Origin of the sequence: Lysinibacillus sp. UBA6686 (assembly GCF_002455205.1) — a bacterium.
In the GTDB taxonomy this organism is placed as follows: Bacteria; Bacillota; Bacilli; order Bacillales_A; family Planococcaceae; genus Lysinibacillus; species Lysinibacillus pakistanensis.
In genome coordinates this window covers 1-19179 of the sequence record NZ_DKJS01000025.1, presented here as the reverse complement: position 1 = coordinate 19179, position 19179 = coordinate 1, and the positions used below count along the sequence as shown (strand labels likewise).

The window sequence follows — 19179 nt, the reverse complement described above, 5'->3', positions numbered from 1 at the left end:
TTGTGATGTTCAAACAAAGGGGGGCTTTTCTATGAATTTTTCTTATAGTGAAAAGGTAGTAGATTTACAGGCACGGCTGACTAATTTTATGGAGCAGTACATTTATCCAAATGAGGCAGTGTATGCAGCACAGGTTGATGCAATGGAGGATCGTTGGGGCGCAATTCCACCAATAATGGAAGAGCTAAAGCAAAAAGCAAAGGATGCAGGCTTATGGAATTTATTTTTGCCAGATAGTGAATATGGGGCAGGCTTAACAAATTTAGAGTATGCGCCTTTATGTGAAATTATGGGACGCTCTTTACTTGCACCAGAGGTTTTTAACTGTAATGCACCTGATACAGGCAATATGGAGGTGCTTGTGCGCTATGGCTCAGAACAGCAGAAAAAACAGTGGCTAGAACCGTTATTACGTGGAGAAATACGTTCCTGCTTTGCCATGACAGAACCAGCAGTTGCGTCAAGCGATGCGACTAATATTGAGGCAAGCATTGAACGTGATGGGGATTTTTACATCTTAAACGGGCATAAGTGGTGGACAACAGGTGCTGGAGATCCGCGTTGTAAAGTCGCGATCTTTATGGGGAAACATAAAGACACTGAAGCACCTATCCATGAGCAACAATCAATGATTCTCGTTCCTATGGACACACCTGGAGTAAAAATAGAGCGCATGCTAACGGCTTTTGGCTATGACCATGCACCAGAAGGACATGGGGAGGTGACGTTCACGAATGTTCGCGTACCTGTGGACAATATATTATGGGGGGAAGGAAAGGGTTTTGCCATTGCACAAGGAAGATTAGGTCCCGGTCGAATCCATCATTGTATGCGTCTTATTGGGGCTGCTGAACGAGCATTAGAGGAAATGTGTATACGTGTGCAAGAGCGACGGGCCTTTCATCGACCACTTGCAGATCAAGGTGTGATACGTGAGCGGATTGCCGAGTCCCGTATCGATATCGAGCAGGCGAGATTGTTAACACTAAAGGCAGCATATATGATGGACACAGTGGGTAATAAAGAAGCAAAAGCAGAAATTGCCATGATTAAGGTGGTTGCACCAAATATGGCTTTAAGAGTTATTGATCGAGCTATTCAGGCATTTGGTGCTGCCGGAGTTGGACCTGATACAACACTTGCTGCACAGTGGGCCAATTCTCGTACATTGCGTTTAGCGGATGGACCAGATGAGGTGCATCGCAATACCGTTGCTAAGTTGGAGCTGAAAAAACATGCTAAAAAATTAGAGGAGCTGGTGAAATGACGGTACTGGACTTATTCAGTCTAAAGGGAAAGACAGCCATCGTAACAGGCGGAGGACGTGGATTAGGTGCTCAAATTGCACAAGGTTTTGCAGAGGCTGGTGCCAATGTAGTGCTGTGCTCACGAAAGGTAGAGGCATGTGAAGAGGTAGCGGCAGAGCTAGCGAAATTAGGTGTACAAACCTTGGCTCTTGCCTGCGATGTAACAAAATCAGACGATGTAGCAAACGTGGTATCAAAAACTATCGATACATTCGGCAATATTGATATTTTAGTAAATAATAGTGGAGCGTCTTGGGGAACTCCTGCTGTTGAAATGCCATATGAGGCTTGGCAAAAAGTATTTGATGTTAACGTAAACGGTACATTTTTAATGAGTCAAGCAGTTGGCAAAAAAATGCTGGCACAAAAAAGTGGCAAAATTATTAATATCGCCTCAATTGCAGGGTTAGGCGGTACATTACCAGATTTTATGGATACTATTGGCTATAACGCGAGTAAGGGAGCCGTTATTACCTTAACAAAGGATTTAGCCGTAAAATGGGGGTCATATGGCGTCAATGTGAATGCGATTGCACCAGGATTCTTCCCAACAAAAATGTCAAATGTTTTAATTGAACGTGGACAAGAGTATTTAATGAGTGCCACACCATTAAAGCGTTTAGGCTCTGAGAATGATTTAAAAGGTGTTGCGTTATTTTTAGCGGCAGCTGCCTCAGATTATGTAACAGGAGATGTTATTGTTGTAGATGGTGGCATGAGCTCAATTATTTAAAGGAGGGTTTGGATGGATACGATACAAGTAAGGGCAAGTGAACGTCTTGATGAAGTGAAATTACAGTCATTTTTAAAAAGGCAATTTCCAGATTTACCAGAAGGCATTCTGGAAATTTCACAATTTAGTGCAGGCCATTCAAATTTGACCTATTGCCTAAAAGTAGGTGATTTTGAAGTCGTTCTTCGTCGACCTCCACATGGACCAGTCGCCAAAAAAGCACATGACATGAAACGTGAATTTACGATTTTATCTGCCTTGCATCCATTTTTAGCTGCTGTTCCGGAGCCGTTTGTTTACGTTGAAGACCGAGAAATTATTGGCAGTGATTTTTTCTTAATGGAACGGAAGAAGGGCATCGTGCTAGACACACATTTTCCTAAAGGCATTGAGCATAACGAGCAACTAGCACGCCAGATATCTGAAAAGATGGTTGATTCACTGGTAGCACTTCATGCAATCCCATATCAGGAGACAAAGCTTAAGGAAATGGTCAAGCCAGACGGATTTATGGAGCGGCAGGTACAGGGCTGGATCGAACGCTATGACAAAGCAAAAACAGCACAGTATGCTGAGGTTGAAGCGTTGACAACATGGTTAAAGAAGCATATTCCTACTAACAGTGAGGCAACGATTATTCATTATGATTACAAGCTGAATAATGCTATGTTTTCCAATGACTTTTCTGAAATGATTGGACTTTTTGATTGGGAAATGACGACAGTAGGGGACCCATTAGCTGATTTAGGCGTGGCAATGAGCTACTGGATGCATGCAGATGATCCTAAAATGCTATTATACGCATTAGGAGAACCACCAGTAACGATTTTGCCAGGTTTTTATACACGTCAGGAATTTATACAGCGTTATGCAGAGAAAAGTGGACGTGATGTCTCTGCTATAGATTATTACATTACATTTGCCTACTTTAAATTAGCTGTAATTTGTCAGCAAATTTACTATCGCTATGCAAATGGTCAAACAAAGGATGATCGATTTGCACAGATGGATAAAATGGTAGCCGCACTAATTCAACAAGCTTCTAAGGCAATATAGAAATAATTGTAACTTTAATCAGAGAAAAGTGAGTTTTATTACACCGACGGTTGCTTTAATTAGCAGCCGTAATTTTTATTAATATTACAGATTATCCGACATTATAATTATTAAATTATATATTTACACTCGCGCCATACAAATTAAATATAAAAAATCAATTCACGTAAAAATAGTTAAAAGAGGGGGAATGCATGTTCTTATTTTATCATGCGAATTTATGGATTAAACGAAAGGGGCAATACAATATTTATTTATTGTTTTTCGATAAAAAAATATTGACTTAGAATGTAAGTGCAGTTACTATACCAATAGCAAGTGTTAAAAACAGATTTCAATTTTGGTTTACTATTTGATAGAGGAGCAAAAGCTCAACGGAGGATAAAGGATGAAAAAATATATATTTGCTACTTTGCCAATTTGTTTAGGGATTTTATGTTTAGTTACAAAGGGATTAATTGGAGATGAATTAATGGCAGATGGAACAATTGTGGAAAGAAATTTCTTTTTAATACCATTAAGTTATTTGTTTTTCCTGAGTGGTATAATTTCATTTTTATTTGTAGCTACTTTATCAAGAAAGACAAAGATTGCGAACTAATTAGAAGAAGATCAGGTTTACATATTGTGACCTGATCTTTTATGCATTATTGGTTACTTAAATATTTGATCAAGTTTATCACTATAAAACTTAATGGCTTTGCTGTATGCTTTTACACCTTCATGATTCGAAGTGGTTAAGAGAGTATTTAATAATATTTCCATTGATTTTGAATGATCCTTTAAGTTATAGAGCGTCATAGCATAGAAAATCTTTAAATGCTCGGCATCTGGAAAATCATTTATAGCTTGTCATGATTAAATGGTATAATAGATATAAAAAATGCTTGAGGTGAGCATGAATGCTTGAACGTTCAATGGAAAAGACACGGGAATGTAAAATCGAAAGGGAGTGATAGAAGGAAGAGTTTCATAATAGCTCTTCTAAAACAATTAGAAAAGAGGACTATTAGTATGAATAACATCAATTGTGAAGGCTTCGATTTAACATATAGTGTAAAGGGACAAGGGAAGAAAATAGTGGTAATTGGCAGTAGTGTTTATTACCCTCGCTTATTCTCTGAAAATCTCTATAAACATTTTCAATTTTATTTTTTAGATCACCGAGGATTTGTGAAATCACCTCGAGAACTAAAACAAGAGGATTATACATTAGATAAAATTGTAGAAGATATTGAAACTGCGAGAAAATTTCTCAAGCTAGAGAATTTCATTATTTTAGGTCATTCTGGACATGCATTTATGGCCTTGGCCTATGCTAAAAAATATCCTCAATATATTGACAAAGTTATCCTATTGAATTCTGCACCAACAAATAGTCAAGAAAGGCAGCAGCAAAGCTTTTCTTATTTTAACGAGACAGCAGGTCCTGAGCGAAAAAGACAATTTGAGCATGATATTGCTTTTTTAGAAAATGATATTCGCAAAGACCCTGAAAGACGCTTTGTGCATATGTGTCTTCGAATGGGAGCACATAGTTTCTATGATTACACATTTGATGCTACAGATATGTGGGAAGGCGTCTATACAAATATGCAAATCATTGATTATCTTTGGGGAGTAGCATTTGCCGAACGCAATTTGATTCACTTATTGGCTGATGTTGAAAAACCTGTTCTTGTAGGGTTAGGTAGATATGATTACTTAGTTGCGCCTGTTTCGCTTTGGGATTCATTAGATGGACTAGACAAAAATGTCAAAAAGGTTATTTTTGAAAAGAGTGGTCATAATCCAATGTATGAAGAACCTGAAACTTTTGATAGAGAGTTAATCAGTTGGATTAATAATAAATAATGGATTACTAAAAACCAGTTATTCTCTAAAGAATGAGAATAACTGGTCATTTTTTTATAGAATACTTTCATTAGATTAAACCGATTTTTCCCTCCTTGAAAACGCCTTGGAGACCAACATCACTTTGGCATAAAGCTCATTTGGAAGAGCCTACTTAGTCCACCTTAAATTTTACGAATAGCCTCAATTCTTTCACAATCTATTATAATAGGCATAGCTGCTGCTCCTATTTGAAGGAAGTACGCACAGCTAGTTGGTTTATCGAAATACAAGAAGTAAACATTTAAAAAATTACCACCTTTTGCAAGAAAAACGTCTACCAATGTTCCAGGATCAAGACATTGTAAAAGATGACAAGGACAGTTCTTGCAATTATTTATTTCTTGACCATGATGATTATTCAGGTTGTCATTTCTCTGTTTTTGCTTAACATCCTTAGAATTATAATATTTTATGTTATAAGTATCGGCTTCATCAAATTCATTATCTTCTGTAGAGCCTTTGTCATGATTACAATAATATGTTTTGGATTGACAGTAACATTTATCAAATTTATGATAGTTGTCAAAATTCCAATTGATACGATCAAGATAACGCTTATCTTCCATACCTTATGTTCTCCCTTATTGTTGGAATATTTGCTGTTACCAGTTCTATAATTAGTCTATGATATGAAGGCAACGTAGAACTGGTACAAAGTCCATTTAGGATTTTACTTTTTGAAAATGGGGGAAAACTAAAAATAGCTATTTAATAAAAAAGACTAGAACCATCAAGTGCTCTAGTCTGTAAGAAATTTATTTGCTGGCACCATAGTCCTCTTTAAGATAACTGTATATTTCCAAATCTACTATACCTTTACCAGACCAAAGTGAAGCCTGTCTTATTAGTCCTTCTTTGAGGAAGCCATTTTTTAGGAGTACCTTTTTTGACGGTTCATTCAGTGGCATCACTTCAGCTTGTATCCGATTAATGGCAACCTCCTCAAATAAATATTTTACAATCGTATGTACAGCTTCAGTGGCAATGCCTTTACCCCAATACGCCTCAGCTAAATAGTAGCCGATTGTTACCATATCCACTTTCTGATTAAAATCCATTGCTTCAATAATGCCAACCAATGTATCATTCTGAGATTTTTGAAAAATACCCCATTTTACTCTGCTTTTCTTCTGATAGTCTCTATCAAAATGGCCAATCATTTTACTAACAGTTTGAAGATTGTGCTTTGGAATAATTCCGCAAAACTCAAATACTTTTTCATTATCATAAATGTTAAATAGCTCCTGTAAATGGCGATCCTCAATTTTTTTTAGCTCTAGCTTTGATGAACGTAATATTGGAAATTCCTCAAATACCTTTGTTAAATTCATAATGTTCTCTCCTTTGTTACGCTTTAATTGGAATGTAAATTTCCATTTTCATATCGTTTGGATAAGCTGAATTGACTACATCTGTTATTTCAAAATCAGGGCCTTCATTTCTTTCATAATTAGAATTTGGTAGCCAAACACCATAAATATAGCGTCGTATATTTTGAATTGCCTCTGAAGTTCCTTTCATGGAAAATACCGCATATTTACCCTCAGGGATATCAAATTTGACAAAGCCATTGTCCACTGATTCCGTATTGCACGTTACTTCTTCACCAATAATAAAGGAAAATTGTCCATCGTCATGAAAGTTAGTGGATAGTCCATAAGCGAGATTGGGAGTAAGCTTATGAGGAATTCGCTCATAATAATGATTTTTTCCAAAATCAGTGTAAAATTTAGGAATATCTATAAAATATTTTTCATCTAGTAAGGTTGTTTGGTATTCATATCCAATAATAAGCTTTTTCTGTAAATAAATCATTTCTGGTTTATTCATGATGAAATCTCCCTTCATTTTATAATCCAAAAAATTCAGTTTACTTTGAAGGGGAACGACATTTTTTTCTTTTCGATATTTTGCGGGTGTCACACCAATATAATTGACAAAAGCACGCGTAAAAGCCTCCTGTGAGCTATATTGAAAGGCAATTGCAATGTCTAAAATGTTGTTGGAGGTAGTTTCTAATAGTATGGCTGCCTCAGATAACCTCCTATTTCTACTATATTGCTGTACTGAAAAACCAGTAATGGCTTGAAAAAGTCTTTGAAAATGGAATGCAGAGAAATAAGCCTTTGCTGATATATCAGTAATGACTAATTCATCTTGTAGATGCTCCTCAATATATTCAATAGCGTTTTGTATTCTTTCAAAATAATCCATATCATAGCCCCTTCCTGTCAATAATGATAACGGCAATCGAACATTACCTTTTGATAATTTGTGCTAATATTGTAAATGAAAATGGGAGCGAATGGTTGATAGAAATATAAGGGAAGTAAAATCAAGACAATGTAGCTCTCATTAATTAAATATTCTAAAATCTAATGTTGATTACAGTCGAATTTAAATGTATAATTTTGTTATATTTACTGAAAGCGAGGGATTTATGATGACAGTCAGCTCTATTTTTCTATCAAACAAATTTGAGGTGTGGAAGAACTAAAATTTATTAGATTCTTCCGCATAAAATCGGAGGAATTAACATGTATAGTTATTATGGTCCAATAAGTACAGAGCTTTATGATTTTACGAAACCAGTAGGCCATTCCATAAGTGGGGATATTGAGTATTATCTTCATCGTTTAACAGGAACGAATGGTAAGATTTTAGAAGCAGGGGTAGGTTCCGGTCGTTTCCTTATTCCTTTATTAGAGAAGGGTTTTGATGCGGAGGGTATTGATTACTCACCAGAGATGCTAGCCTCTTGTCGAAAACGATGTGCAGAAAGAGGATTACCTGCAAGGCTTTATGAAGGTAATTTAAACAATTTTTCATTGCCTTCCAAATATGAAGCTGTGGTCATGCCAACTGGGTCATTTTGTTTAATTGAGCAATCAAAGGAAGCAATTGATGCATTAACATGTATATATCATCATTTGGTTCCCGGTGGTCGTCTAATAGTGGACTTGCTACTGCCATTACATTGGCGTACAGGAGAAATTTCTACCTCCTATTATCAGCTATCAGACACCGAGGGAATAGCGTTAGAAAGTAAATCTATAGAGATGGATTGGATCAATCAAACCACTCTTACTGTTTTAAAATACGAGAAATGGAAGAGTGGGAAATTAGTAGATACAGAACTGCAGAGATTCCCATTGCGATGGTATGGAATTGAAGAATTTCAGCAAATACTGAAAAATATAGGTTTTTCTAACATAACTTGTTCAGCTGAGTATATCCATAATAAGAAGCCTTCTATAGAAAGTGGATTGGTTACCTTTGAAGCGATTCGTAAGTAATAATTAACAAAAAAGAAATCTGCTCGATTTTTAGTGGAAATAGCTGCTAAGGTCTTGCAGATTTTTTATTTTATCTAGTTTTTAACTTGCAATATTTTTATGATAAAGGTAGGTGGGAGGTGGCTGTTTGGATTTTTAAGCAAAAAAGAAAGAGGAGATTCAATTGATAAAAAGTATTGACAGCAGGTGCAGTTTTTAGTAAAAGGGGATGTTCGCCTCTGTAGTCATAAGTGGAACAGCTTACGCAGAATGGCAAGTAACGTTAGAAGGTAGTTGGATTTACAAGGAGTACATACCTAAAGCCAGTGTGGTCTAAACTATAGTGGAAATAAAGCATGCGATGATTGACTTGTACAACTGCCCTGAATTTGAATCTAAAGAAGTGGTTTACATTAACAAGGATTATAATAATGACCTTACTGATATTATTTTTTTGCAAGATATCAACAAGATATCCCTGGTTATAAGAATATTGAATGAAATAAATTGAAACAACATAAAGGGCTACTGTCAGGAAAAAGGGCTTAGCGTTGTAAATCAGCATTTTCCTGACGGTACCCCCAGTACTTCTGCAAAAAGGGGTGAGATGTATCAATCCTCAACAACACACCTAAGACAAAGTACTCAATTAACCTTAATCCTTGGCTTTTTTGTTATGTGATCGAGGTACGAGCTCATTTGGAAAGAGGGAGCAAGTCTGAAACGTTCTACTTTTTATTGTTAACTATTAACAAGGATATAAATTTTTTGTTACATAGATCTATTCTTTATACTAGGATACTGGTAGAGAGAAATAAGAAAAAGCAAAACTCCACAAAAAATAAAGACGAGAGTACTTGGCAGAACAACACTTAAGCCAGTAAACATCCCACCAATTGCCATACCTGAGTAACGGATAAAATTAAACAGTCCTAAGGCAGCTCCCCTATGTTCGCTATATTCATTACTTATAATAGTTGAAAATAGTGGAGGTGCAAACCCAATTGTTAAGCCATACATAAACAATATGATACTTAATCCTATAATTGACTTGGTATGCAGAAAACCAAAGGCAATAATTAACAAGGGAATGAAAAATAAAACAGTGATAAACAGCTTCTTCAATGCAACTTTCTTCTGTATTTTTTTAAAGATAACACTCCCAAAAATCATACTAACAGTTAAAGGTAAGTATAATAATCCAATGTTTTGTAATGATATATGATAATGATCGTTGAGTAATATCGGTAAAAAGACCAGAATGGCAAAGTGTATAAAAAAGACAAAAAAGCCTACAATCATCGTAATAGAACCAACACGATTCAAAAAAATAGCTCGATAGGTTTGGGTAAAGTTACTGGAATTTTCTTGAAGGTCATTTTTTTCGTTGTTAGGAAAAACATACATAATAAACATAAGTAATACGGTAGCAATAAGAAAAAGAAATAGAAAAATTCCTTGGTAGCCATAATGTTCGCCTAATATTCCTCCTAATATTGGTGAAACTGCTGGTGCAAGGGTAAGCAGTATTTGATATGTACCGATTGCGCTCCCTCTTGCTTCCCCTTCAAATAAGTGTGAAATCATATTTATCGTAACTAAGGGGATAATACCAGCACCAATCGCTTGAACAATCCTAAAAATCATAAAGAGCAAAAAGTTGGTTGTAAATGCGCAAACAATGGTCGAGATACTAATTAAAATGAAACTAAAGATTAACAACCGTTTTTGATTCTTAGTATCTATCACCGTTCCTAAAAAGATTTGAACCACCGCAATGGTAAAAATAAAGCTACTCACAGTGAAATTCACCAAATTAATAGATACGCTAAAAGAATCTCGAATTAGTGGAATGACTGGTGTATAAATATTTTGATTTAAAGAAGCGAAGAAACTGCTTATACTTAACAAATACAATGCTAGTATTTTCGCTTGAGATAGTCGAGACATACACTTTCTCCTTTTACAGCTTTAATGTGACTTAATGTTTTCAGTAATAGCGTTTAAAAACCGAATAATTGTCTCTAACTCCGTTGTATTAAAATTGTTAAAGATACTTAAATAACGATTTTTTGCCTGCTCATGTAATCGATTGTGGATAAGTGCAAGCATCTCTCCTGATTTTGTTAGTAAATAATATACTTCTTTTTTATTATCTTCTTGTTGTATTTTTTCAAGAATATTATGTTCCAATAACTTCTTTACTGCTTTTGTAATCGCTGGTTTAGATACATTTAAAATTTCAGAAAGCATAATATTATTCGCCTTTCCTTTCTCTTTGATTACTGCAACGATGTGTAATTGTGTCAGTGTCCAATCGAAAACAATTGCTTCTTCCTGACTTACATTCATTCGTTTTCTTCTTCTGTCAGCTGATTCTCTTTCTGTAATTAATCGTTGCAAAGCTTCAATAGCATCAATTTTTTTATCCATTTGTTACACCTATCCTTATTGTGATTCGATTATTGTTAACCGGTTAATAATTTTGATTGTATATTTCAAATTTTTTTATGTCAACCTATAATGATTTTTTAATGATATTTGGTAGTGAAGCTAATTTAATAGTTAACCAGTTAATCATTCGAATCATTGTTAGATAATTGGTTGGTAGTGTAAAAGGAAAATAATCAACATGAATTCATTTTTAGGAATTAATGGAATATAACTATAGTTGTTTTTTGATAGTAGTTTCAATAGCGAAAATATTCATTTTGACCTTTAGAGTAACACTCAGTTATTAAGTTTTAAATTGGCAATCCACTCTTTTTCTTAATTCTTATTCAGCTCAGTATATTCGAAAGTGGATAGGTTACTTTTAAAGCTATTCGTAAGTAATAATTAATAGTTAAAAACTTTTCAGAAATCTGCTCGATTTTTAGTGGAAATAGCCGCTAAGGTCTTGCAGATTTTTTATTTTATCCAATTTTTACTTGCAATATTTTTGTTGTCTGAAGGGAAAATAAGGGTATGCAATTCATGAAGAAAGTAGGTTTAATATGCAGAAGGATATGAATTATGGTGGGGATTTTAAATATATACCAGCAACTTCAATTTGGAGTGGAGACGGTATTGAAGTTCTATCCGATATTTACCAACAAACGGTTCAAATTGTCAATATTATACTTTATGGGAATCCTTATAAGCAGGAATTTGTTCTAATTGATGCGGGTATGCCAAAAAGTGCTCAAGAGATTATTTCTGTTGCAGAAAAGAGATTCGGTGCAAATTGTCAACCGAAGGCATTAATTTTAACTCATGGTCACTTTGATCATGTTGGTGCAATCATAGATTTAATCGATCATTGGGGTATGCCAGTCTATGCGCATGCTTTAGAATTACCTTTTCTAACAGGGAAAGAAAATTACCCTGAACCAGATCCTAATGTGAATGGTGGCTTAATTGCGAAAATATCATCCATTTTTCCAAATGAAGCCATTAATTTAGGAGAGCATGTTGAGCAACTACCATTGGATGGCAGCGTACCATTTATGCATGGATTCCGCTGGATTCACACGCCAGGACATACACCTGGACATATCTCCTTGTTCCGTGAGGACGATCGAGCATTGATTGCTGGGGATGCCTTTGTTACGGTAAAGCAGGAATCACTCTATAAGGTTTTATTACAGAAAAAAGAAATAAGTGGTCCTCCACGCTATTTTACGACGGATTGGCAAGCTGCCTGGGAATCCATCAAAAAATTAGAGGCATTAAAGCCCTCCGTTGCAGTGACAGGACATGGGTTACCCATGAAGGGCGAAGAGCTTACAAAAAATTTGCATAGACTGGCTACCGAATTTGAACAAATCGCTTTACCGAACCATAGCAGGTTTCTAAATTAATGGTGGTAGTTTAGATCTTTATGAAATAAAGAGTCCTAAATTGGGGGTGGTGTCTGTACTCTTGCTTTTTCAGTAGCATCTTTTAATAAAAGCCTATTGACATAAAAATAAAAAATCGTTATATTCAATTTATTCAACGTTGAGTATAAAAAGGTGATTATTATGACAAAATTATTAGTACTTGCAATGCTAGGGCTAAAACCTATGACTGGCTATGATATTAAAACAATGCTGGAAATGAATGATGCAGAGCGTTGGGGCGGAGTGCTAATTGGCTCTATCTATAATGCTTTAAAAAAGCTTGAAAAAGATGGTTATATAGAGGTAGCTAGTATTGAATCTACAGGTCATAGGCAAAAGGCAATCTACCAAATTACTGACAAGGGAAAAGAATATGAGCAAGAATTGATTATTGAGGCACTTGAAAATTCTTCTGTAGTGTATCCAACAACTTTATATTCAGGTATATCATTTGCATTCAAGCTTCCTAAAACAAGAGCGATAGAGGCCTTAGAAAAGCAGAAAAAGATCTTGGAAAAGGAAGAAAAGGCAATTCAAGCTGGATATGAGGCAAAACGGCTTGCAATGCAAGGGAATCTACCAGCTTTAACTCAACTGGCGTTTGATCATATGTTAGAAGTTGTAAATGTTCAATTAAAATTTGTCACACAGGCTATTGATATTATGAAAAAAGAAAACTCTCTCGCATGAGGGAGTTAAAATTTATACATATATTCAAAGTTGAATATACAATGTTAATTAAGGAGAGAATTTATGACAAAGTTAATTTCTGCAAATCAAATAACAAAATGCTATAAAACAAGATGTGTTGTCAATCATATAAATTTTGATATTGAAGAAGGTGAAATAGTTGCACTCATAGGCTCAAATGGTGCCGGAAAAACAACTACAATTAGCATGCTTCTCGGTATTGTGCCGCAAGATAGTGGGACAATAGAATATTGGAAATCTGATTTTAAAAAGGAAATAGGGACCCAGCTCCAATCAACACCTTTTTTCGAGGGTTACACAGTGGAGGATAATATCAAATTATTTGCCGCATTCTACGGAATTTCAGTTTCCAGTAATGAAATGGATGAAAAACTGGCCGCCTTTGATTTATTGCAAGTTAAAAAAGTGTCGGCTATTAAACTATCATTAGGGCAGCAGAAAAGGCTAGCAATTATCGTGACAACTCTGCACAATCCAAAGCTAGTCATTTTAGATGAACCCTCTGCAGGTTTAGACCCTAGAGGGCAAAAGGAGATTCAACAAATCATTAGAGGGCTAAAAGAACAAGGTGTTACAGTGTTATTTTCGTCTCATGATATGTTGGAGGTCACGAATGTAGCTGACAGGATTTTAATGATGCATCAGGGGAACATCATTGCAAATGGTTCTCCTAGTTATTTAATGGAAAAATACCAAACACATCATTTAGAAGAACTTTTTTTTGAATTAACGAAGTAAGGAGCGAGAAAAATGAAAACAATTTTCTTTTTGAATCTTAAGTCCAGCCTAAAAGATATGTATTTACTGTTTTGGTCTATATTTATGCCATGTACTGCTATCATTGCTTTAAAAATTTTTTTACCAAACCTAGCAGGCAATTATACACAGGGGATGATTGCAGTAAGTGTGTTCTTTTACACATTTATGACGACTTCATTTATCGCATTATCACAAAGAAGAAGAGGGGTGTTTCATTTATTGCATGCAACACCGCTTCCCCTATGGAAATATATTGTCAGCGTCTCAAGCTCATGGGCATTAATTGCCATTATCCTATCCTATATCATTCTTTTATTTTCTTTAGTGGTTCATCAACTTACAATTACCTTCAGTTCACTTTTTTATTTGATACCCGTTATTTTAACTGCTTCATTAGCTTTTGTATTTTTAAGCTTTTTTGTATCTAGTCTTGTAAAAAATGAAGGACATTTAAGTATGACAGCAAATATTATAATGTTGCCAATGTTACTATGTAGTAATGCGTTTCTTACAATGGAAAAAGCGCCAAGTATTGTCCAATTTATTAGTAGGATAAATCCATTCGAATGGTTTTTGAGAGGAATTCAAGGTGCATTTTATCATAATTATCCCGTTTGGGGAGAGTCAATATTGCTTTTATTACTATGTCTTGCCTTCTCATTATTAATTTCTATAAAAACATTTAAATATAGTGATCAATAATTTTCAATCTTGGGTGCTTTTACACTTTCGTTCTTGATTGCCGCTTCGCCAATTTTTATTAATAGCGAAGCGGATATTTTACAAAAGTACTATTTAAAAATGCCTTTAGTGAGACTTTTGTAAGTCTTTATTTAAACTAGTGCCAATCCCTTGTGTATTTACAGTGACCTGTACTTTGACATCTATTTCAGGAAATAACGTTGCCCAATTATCTTTGATTTTATTCCAGCCCTTATAGTCCTGACGGTAAAGGATTTCAGCAAATTGCAGGGCATCTACTTTGTACGTTTTTTGCAGCGTGTCGAGTGTTTGCTCTAATCCTTTCTTAATTGCCTCACTTGTTGCTTTATTTAAGGCCGTAATGTTTTGTGGTTTTGTTAAATCAATCGTACAATTTACATCTGCTACATTTTGCTCTACCTTAAGCTTTATATTAATTTTAGGATGACCATGCTGTACTCTTCCTGTTATTTTAGCTTCTGAATTTGTTACTTCAGTAGTGAGCTTACCTTTTTCAGGGCAGGATAAAATTTCAAATGTACTCTTAATATGATTATTCATATAGTTATAACTTTTGCTTTCCGCCATTGTTAAAAAGCCTACTAGCTTGTAGTCCTTAAATAAAGCAAAATCACCAAATTTTAGGATTGCAGGATTTTGTATGCGTTCAACATTTGTTTGATTATTTCCGATTGCGCTGTCTCCATGTAATTCAATCGTGGATAAAACGGCACTGTTTCCTTTACCGCTTAAAGAATTGATTAAATCGTCTAAAATAACAGAGTCTGTTGTCCCTATTGCCTTTTCTGAACTTTTCAGGGCATTTAGTATATTCTTAGCAGGGATATCTTCTAAGGGCGTTAAAATACTTAGTACCTCTTTGGCCGTTGTATCACGGGCAATTAAAATATTGAACTCACTTCTACCCTCAGGATCTCTTTGAAATAAATCCAATATATTATTCATGCCCTCCTCAGCCAATTCTTCTCCAATAATGATAATTTGCGCATGTGAATAGTAGGGCTTTCTTGGTGTTAAAGTGGTCAGCTTTCTTATAGCCTCAAATAAAGATTTTCCAATAGCATGATAAGTGATGACGGGAGACTGACTTGTAGCCTTTTTTGATGCTATTTGTCCAGGATTTACAATCTGTACAGAGATTTCATATTGCTCATTTACTCGATCAACACCTACGGCAGCTACAATTGCTAATTCATTTAACTCTCGTTTACTCCAACAACCACCTAACAAAAGAATGAGAAAAACGAATAGAAGTAGGGATAGTGAGTACTTTATGTTAGGCACCTCCAGTTTAAACCACAATAATGAATTCATATCTTTATAAGGATAAGCAATATTATGTAGAAATAATCAATATCCAGATCTAGAAAATGGCTTGTATTTTGGAGGCATAATTATGATAGTAATAAAATCGAGGGTAGTCATAGGATTTTGGGGAATAAGAATTTAACTTTCGAGAAGATTTCAATAAAGTGGGTCACTTATAATAATAAGTGACCCATAGTAACAAAGCTCGGAGGTGTAAGACTAAACCAGCTTACATTACTAGTAATATGAGAAGAACGCTATTTTTGTATAGTTAATTGCCTGAGAAATAAAAATTAACTAGAAATTACTTAAAACCTTCTAACAAAATATTTTTCAAAACCAATATGCTTTTCTGCAATTTGTTATAACGTTATTTTTTCACTGCATGGATATAATGTATCGTTTCAAAGGCAGTTAGATAATCCTCGCGTTTGTTGAAATAAAGATTTTGAATAGCTTTAGGTGTTACATGCTCATAAATAAGTAGATGATTTGACTTTTCTAAGAGCAATTCCATTTCACTATAAGTAAAGCATGATTTCATAGGTTCACCACTCGCAGCCGCCATTTTTACCATATTGCTCACTCGATCAGAAATTCCTTTTTCTTTAAATAAGTTTTCATCTGCATAATCCATTACAATTGAGCTTCCTGATGGCAAATTTGCAAACAAATAATTGAGCAAGTTTGAGATTTCCTCTTGTGTTAAATAATACGAGACACCTAAGAGGCTAACGAAAGTTTTTTTGTTGTTAAAGCCACTCTCCATTAGACACAGATAGGAAAATTCCTTTGTAAAATCCATTGGTACAAAATGAAGGTTATTAGGTAGCTTAAAATTAGCGGAATCTAATCGATTTTTTTTGAATTCCTGGGTTGCAGGATGATCTATTTCAAAGATTTCCAAAGTGCTATCTAATTCTGGATGTCTTAGGCTAAATGTATCTAAACCTGCACCGAGAATTACATATTGCAGTACACCTAATCTAATTTCATTTAATAGAACTTTTTCGCAATATGCGGCACGAGCTAATGGAGTAGGGGAGAGTTGTACTTGGACTATCCATTTTAGGAGCTCTTCTGAATCTCCCTTTAATTTTTCTGCTATATTTTTATTAAAGAATTGTATGCCTTGTACCATATTTTCTTGGATATTATTAAACTCATGCTTTGTGATTAAATCTTTTGCAAAATAGTCATCAAAAATTTTGGGAGCATCATTTTGACTATGATAGGCTCTGCTAAATGCAGCGATTAATGAAGTTAAACTGGATTCACTTTTCTTCAATTAAAAACACTCCTATAAAAAAATAAGATTCCCCTGGCCAGGAGAATCTTATTATATAAATTTAATCTATAAAAGTAAATTATTGCATAAAAAAAAATTTTTGTCAAGAATTTCATACCTTTTAACTTCTTTCAGCACATGTTTTTTGTATCGAAAGCGTAGCGCCAGATACAGAAGCTCCCACCTCTATAGGTCTGAGATGAATGCGAATCGAAAAGGAGTTAATAAAGGATGTTAGCCTAAAATCATCGCATTCATGCGATAACGGCTAACTGACCTGCATCACGCAGGCCTAAGCACAAAGTCGATTCCGGACGCAATTATGCCGAGGTATAATTGATATAGCGCAAGTTCCCTTTAGTAGAATATTATGTTAAACTCTACTTGCTTGAGAATCTAAATTAGGGGGAGATATTATGGTAATTAAAAATAATGCTAGTGAATATAAAAGGGGAAGACGTTTAACTGATAACTAAAGCGTTTTCCTCAATTTGAAAGGGGAAAATCGATGAATCAGGTATTAGTAATTATTGATGTCCAACAAGCCCTATTAGATGGGAATCATGAAGAAAAGGCTGTTTTTCAGAAGGATCAGCTAATCCATAATATTAATCTTGTCATTGACAAAGCATCAAAAGCAAATATTCCTATAGTATTTATCAGGGATCTTGACGTAGCAGGAGGCACTGGCGAAGGATTCGAAATCCATAATGGCATAAATGTTCCTAGCTATGCAAAACTCTTTGATAAAATGGCTACCAATTGCTTCTATGGTACTAAACTTCTAGAATACCTCCAATCTCTAGGAACAGAACATATTGTTGTGATGGGCTGCTCCACGCAACATTGTATTGATAGTGCAGTAAGAACCGCAACTGTTAATGGAATGGACGTTACCTTAGTTGGGGATGGACATTCAACAACAGATAATGATGTTTTAAGCGCAGAACAAATTATTAAACATCATAATAATACGCTCCATGGCCATTACAATGTGGATCATTTTTCAGTTGTTAGAAAAGCGGATGAAGATTTATTTCATCCTACCCATGATTCTTATAGGTAAGTGAATCAACAGCAACTGCATTTTATGTGTTCAGTTAGATGAGGGTTAAATGTCCATAAGTGCTTGAGATTTTTGCCTTCCACGATAGTTGTGGAGGGTTTTATTATGAAATAACAATCTATTTAATGAAACAACTCGAAAAATTTAGCAATTAAAATAAGGGGAACTCCTACAATTAATACACCCGCTAATAAAAAAATTATAAATTTAAATATATCACGAGTTCAATCGTCAATAAATTTCTCCATTTATTAACCCTCTACCTAATTCAGAAAAGGTTATTTCCTGGATTTATGACTTCCTGAAAGCACATTTAATTTCCTTGATTCTAGTATGAAGTCAGAAAAGGTAAGTTTTTTAAAATCCATGTAAACTAAGTTCTATGCTATGTGCTTTTTAAATGGTATTTAACTGTATGAATTATATATTTAATGAGATTTTAGTGTATATTGGTACAGTAAGCGAACAAATATTTAATTAGGATACGGAGGTGTTCATTTTTGGGGGATTTCAGAGATAGTGTAGAGGTATCTTTTGTTTCAAACTCATCACCATTCGATTATCTTATAGAAGACATTCAAAAACTAGCTGAAAAATTTAACTTCAATCATCAACAACTTTCTAAAATATTCGATTTATCTATAAATGAGTTGGAAGATTTATTAAATCGTAAGGGTAATATTACGAATAAACAACAAGAAAATATTGAGAACAAATTGACTATGTTAAATTTTGGATTTGAAGGTTTTGATGCTAAAGAAAGGGTAACCTTAATTTTAAATGATTTGTTATCAAATTATAGGTTAACTACCAAGACTTTATCAAAAATTATCAATGTTAAAGAAAAAGAACTTTTAGATTTCAATAAGAAACAAATAATTGATACATATGTAGAAATGAAGATATGTGTGAATGTCATCATGCTTCACTTTGTTTTACATCATCAAAATAATTAATGTTAGTATCATTTAACGATAATTTTATTTGTTCAGAATTTGTTTAGGATGATATGTTACTCTATTATTGTCAAGGTTTAACAAACGAACACGCATAAAAAGGCCAGGTGATCACAGATTATTGTGCATCTGGTCTTTTACAATCACCATAAAAAATCTTGGGGATATCACCGCATTTCTTTAAATGATAAAATAATCAAAAGGTAGGTAATTAACGTAAGCCCGTATTCAAATAACG

The 19179-nt window shown here is 34.5% G+C and carries 19 protein-coding genes; 12 read left to right on the top strand and 7 right to left on the bottom strand.

Going from position 1 to position 19179, the window contains the following annotated elements:
* Positions 1-31: 31 nt before the first annotated feature.
* The 5 genes from B2R82_RS06915 to B2R82_RS06895 all read left to right on the top strand — a co-directional run bounded on the left by B2R82_RS06915 (position 32) and on the right by B2R82_RS06895 (position 4950).
* Positions 32-1267, top strand: coding sequence for an acyl-CoA dehydrogenase family protein (locus tag B2R82_RS06915; RefSeq protein WP_286924175.1), 1236 nt, complete (start codon positions 32-34; stop codon positions 1265-1267).
* The gene (locus B2R82_RS06910) at positions 1264-2040 is read left to right on the top strand and encodes an SDR family oxidoreductase (RefSeq protein WP_286924162.1); all 777 of its coding nucleotides are present in this window, start codon (positions 1264-1266) and stop codon (positions 2038-2040) included. Before B2R82_RS06915 ends, B2R82_RS06910 begins: the two co-directional genes overlap by 4 nt.
* A gap of 12 nt (positions 2041-2052) precedes the next feature.
* Positions 2053-3096, top strand: coding sequence for a phosphotransferase family protein (locus B2R82_RS06905; RefSeq protein WP_286924161.1), 1044 nt, complete (start codon positions 2053-2055; stop codon positions 3094-3096).
* A 388-nt stretch (positions 3097-3484) separates the two neighbouring features.
* Positions 3485-3697, top strand: a complete 213-nt coding sequence (locus tag B2R82_RS06900; protein WP_286924160.1) for a DUF3955 domain-containing protein — start codon at positions 3485-3487, stop codon at positions 3695-3697.
* A gap of 413 nt (positions 3698-4110) precedes the next feature.
* Positions 4111-4950: an alpha/beta hydrolase gene (locus B2R82_RS06895; protein ID WP_286924158.1), complete on the top strand. Its 840-nt coding sequence runs from the start codon at positions 4111-4113 to the stop codon at positions 4948-4950.
* Between the two features lie 164 nt (positions 4951-5114).
* Here the strand turns inward: B2R82_RS06895 and B2R82_RS06890 are convergent, their stop codons facing one another.
* The 3 genes from B2R82_RS06890 to B2R82_RS06880 all read right to left on the bottom strand — a co-directional run bounded on the left by B2R82_RS06890 (position 5115) and on the right by B2R82_RS06880 (position 7206).
* Positions 5115-5558 carry a hypothetical protein gene (locus B2R82_RS06890; protein ID WP_286924157.1) on the bottom strand — a complete coding sequence of 148 codons (444 nt, stop codon included), beginning with the start codon at positions 5556-5558 and terminating at the stop codon, positions 5115-5117.
* 189 nt (positions 5559-5747) lie between these two features.
* Positions 5748-6323 carry a GNAT family N-acetyltransferase gene (locus tag B2R82_RS06885; RefSeq protein WP_286924156.1) on the bottom strand — a complete coding sequence of 192 codons (576 nt, stop codon included), beginning with the start codon at positions 6321-6323 and terminating at the stop codon, positions 5748-5750.
* Between the two features lie 16 nt (positions 6324-6339).
* A complete protein-coding gene (locus B2R82_RS06880; RefSeq protein WP_286924155.1) occupies positions 6340-7206 on the bottom strand; it encodes an AraC family transcriptional regulator in 867 nt (288 codons plus the stop codon).
* A gap of 323 nt (positions 7207-7529) precedes the next feature.
* On the opposite strand from B2R82_RS06880, the gene B2R82_RS06875 reads away from it, so the two are divergent.
* Complete coding sequence (locus tag B2R82_RS06875) at positions 7530-8288, top strand: class I SAM-dependent methyltransferase (protein ID WP_286924154.1); 759 nt, start codon at positions 7530-7532, stop codon at positions 8286-8288.
* Positions 8289-9038: 750 nt separating this feature from the next.
* Here B2R82_RS06875 and B2R82_RS06870 read toward each other — a convergent pair.
* A complete protein-coding gene (locus tag B2R82_RS06870; protein ID WP_286924153.1) occupies positions 9039-10217 on the bottom strand; it encodes an MFS transporter in 1179 nt (392 codons plus the stop codon).
* Positions 10218-10238: 21 nt separating this feature from the next.
* Positions 10239-10700, bottom strand: coding sequence for a MarR family transcriptional regulator (locus B2R82_RS06865; protein ID WP_286924152.1), 462 nt, complete (start codon positions 10698-10700; stop codon positions 10239-10241).
* A gap of 563 nt (positions 10701-11263) precedes the next feature.
* Here B2R82_RS06865 and B2R82_RS06860 point away from each other — a divergent pair.
* The 4 genes from B2R82_RS06860 to B2R82_RS06845 all read left to right on the top strand — a co-directional run bounded on the left by B2R82_RS06860 (position 11264) and on the right by B2R82_RS06845 (position 14302).
* Positions 11264-12109 carry an MBL fold metallo-hydrolase gene (locus tag B2R82_RS06860; protein WP_286924151.1) on the top strand — a complete coding sequence of 282 codons (846 nt, stop codon included), beginning with the start codon at positions 11264-11266 and terminating at the stop codon, positions 12107-12109.
* A 162-nt stretch (positions 12110-12271) separates the two neighbouring features.
* Positions 12272-12820 carry a PadR family transcriptional regulator gene (locus B2R82_RS06855; protein ID WP_286924150.1) on the top strand — a complete coding sequence of 183 codons (549 nt, stop codon included), beginning with the start codon at positions 12272-12274 and terminating at the stop codon, positions 12818-12820.
* A 63-nt stretch (positions 12821-12883) separates the two neighbouring features.
* Positions 12884-13579 (top strand): ABC transporter ATP-binding protein, encoded by a 696-nt coding sequence (locus tag B2R82_RS06850; protein ID WP_286924149.1) that lies wholly within the window; start codon positions 12884-12886, stop codon positions 13577-13579.
* A 12-nt stretch (positions 13580-13591) separates the two neighbouring features.
* Complete coding sequence (locus B2R82_RS06845; protein ID WP_286924148.1) at positions 13592-14302, top strand: ABC transporter permease; 711 nt, start codon at positions 13592-13594, stop codon at positions 14300-14302.
* 105 nt (positions 14303-14407) lie between these two features.
* Here the strand turns inward: B2R82_RS06845 and B2R82_RS06840 are convergent, their stop codons facing one another.
* Complete coding sequence (locus B2R82_RS06840) at positions 14408-15607, bottom strand: Ger(x)C family spore germination protein (protein WP_286924147.1); 1200 nt, start codon at positions 15605-15607, stop codon at positions 14408-14410.
* Positions 15608-16001: 394 nt separating this feature from the next.
* Positions 16002-16919 (bottom strand): class I SAM-dependent methyltransferase, encoded by a 918-nt coding sequence (locus B2R82_RS06835; RefSeq protein ID WP_286924146.1) that lies wholly within the window; start codon positions 16917-16919, stop codon positions 16002-16004.
* A gap of 508 nt (positions 16920-17427) precedes the next feature.
* On the opposite strand from B2R82_RS06835, the gene B2R82_RS06830 reads away from it, so the two are divergent.
* Together B2R82_RS06830 and B2R82_RS06825 are read left to right on the top strand one after the other, a co-directional pair.
* A complete protein-coding gene (locus B2R82_RS06830) occupies positions 17428-17985 on the top strand; it encodes a cysteine hydrolase family protein (protein ID WP_286924144.1) in 558 nt (185 codons plus the stop codon).
* Positions 17986-18485: 500 nt separating this feature from the next.
* Complete coding sequence (locus B2R82_RS06825; RefSeq protein WP_286924142.1) at positions 18486-18941, top strand: HTH domain-containing protein; 456 nt, start codon at positions 18486-18488, stop codon at positions 18939-18941.
* The last annotated feature ends 238 nt before the right edge of the window (positions 18942-19179 follow it).

What these genes read in the sequence shown, in the direction of transcription:
- B2R82_RS06885 (WP_286924156.1), bottom strand. Translation starts at nt 6,323, where the DNA reads ATGAATTTAACAAAGGTATTTGAGGAATTTCCAATATTACGTTCATCA.
- B2R82_RS06910 (WP_286924162.1), top strand. Translation starts at nt 1,264, where the DNA reads ATGACGGTACTGGACTTATTCAGTCTAAAGGGAAAGACAGCCATCGTA.
- B2R82_RS06900 (WP_286924160.1), top strand. Translation starts at nt 3,485, where the DNA reads ATGAAAAAATATATATTTGCTACTTTGCCAATTTGTTTAGGGATTTTA.
- B2R82_RS06860 (WP_286924151.1), top strand. Translation starts at nt 11,264, where the DNA reads ATGCAGAAGGATATGAATTATGGTGGGGATTTTAAATATATACCAGCA.
- B2R82_RS06875 (WP_286924154.1), top strand. Translation starts at nt 7,530, where the DNA reads ATGTATAGTTATTATGGTCCAATAAGTACAGAGCTTTATGATTTTACG.
- B2R82_RS06895 (WP_286924158.1), top strand. Translation starts at nt 4,111, where the DNA reads ATGAATAACATCAATTGTGAAGGCTTCGATTTAACATATAGTGTAAAG.
- B2R82_RS06870 (WP_286924153.1), bottom strand. Translation starts at nt 10,217, where the DNA reads ATGTCTCGACTATCTCAAGCGAAAATACTAGCATTGTATTTGTTAAGT.
- B2R82_RS06850 (WP_286924149.1), top strand. Translation starts at nt 12,884, where the DNA reads ATGACAAAGTTAATTTCTGCAAATCAAATAACAAAATGCTATAAAACA.
- B2R82_RS06880 (WP_286924155.1), bottom strand. Translation starts at nt 7,206, where the DNA reads ATGGATTATTTTGAAAGAATACAAAACGCTATTGAATATATTGAGGAG.
- B2R82_RS06855 (WP_286924150.1), top strand. Translation starts at nt 12,272, where the DNA reads ATGACAAAATTATTAGTACTTGCAATGCTAGGGCTAAAACCTATGACT.
- B2R82_RS06845 (WP_286924148.1), top strand. Translation starts at nt 13,592, where the DNA reads ATGAAAACAATTTTCTTTTTGAATCTTAAGTCCAGCCTAAAAGATATG.
- B2R82_RS06905 (WP_286924161.1), top strand. Translation starts at nt 2,053, where the DNA reads ATGGATACGATACAAGTAAGGGCAAGTGAACGTCTTGATGAAGTGAAA.
- B2R82_RS06830 (WP_286924144.1), top strand. Translation starts at nt 17,428, where the DNA reads ATGAATCAGGTATTAGTAATTATTGATGTCCAACAAGCCCTATTAGAT.
- B2R82_RS06915 (WP_286924175.1), top strand. Translation starts at nt 32, where the DNA reads ATGAATTTTTCTTATAGTGAAAAGGTAGTAGATTTACAGGCACGGCTG.
- B2R82_RS06865 (WP_286924152.1), bottom strand. Translation starts at nt 10,700, where the DNA reads ATGGATAAAAAAATTGATGCTATTGAAGCTTTGCAACGATTAATTACA.
- B2R82_RS06890 (WP_286924157.1), bottom strand. Translation starts at nt 5,558, where the DNA reads ATGGAAGATAAGCGTTATCTTGATCGTATCAATTGGAATTTTGACAAC.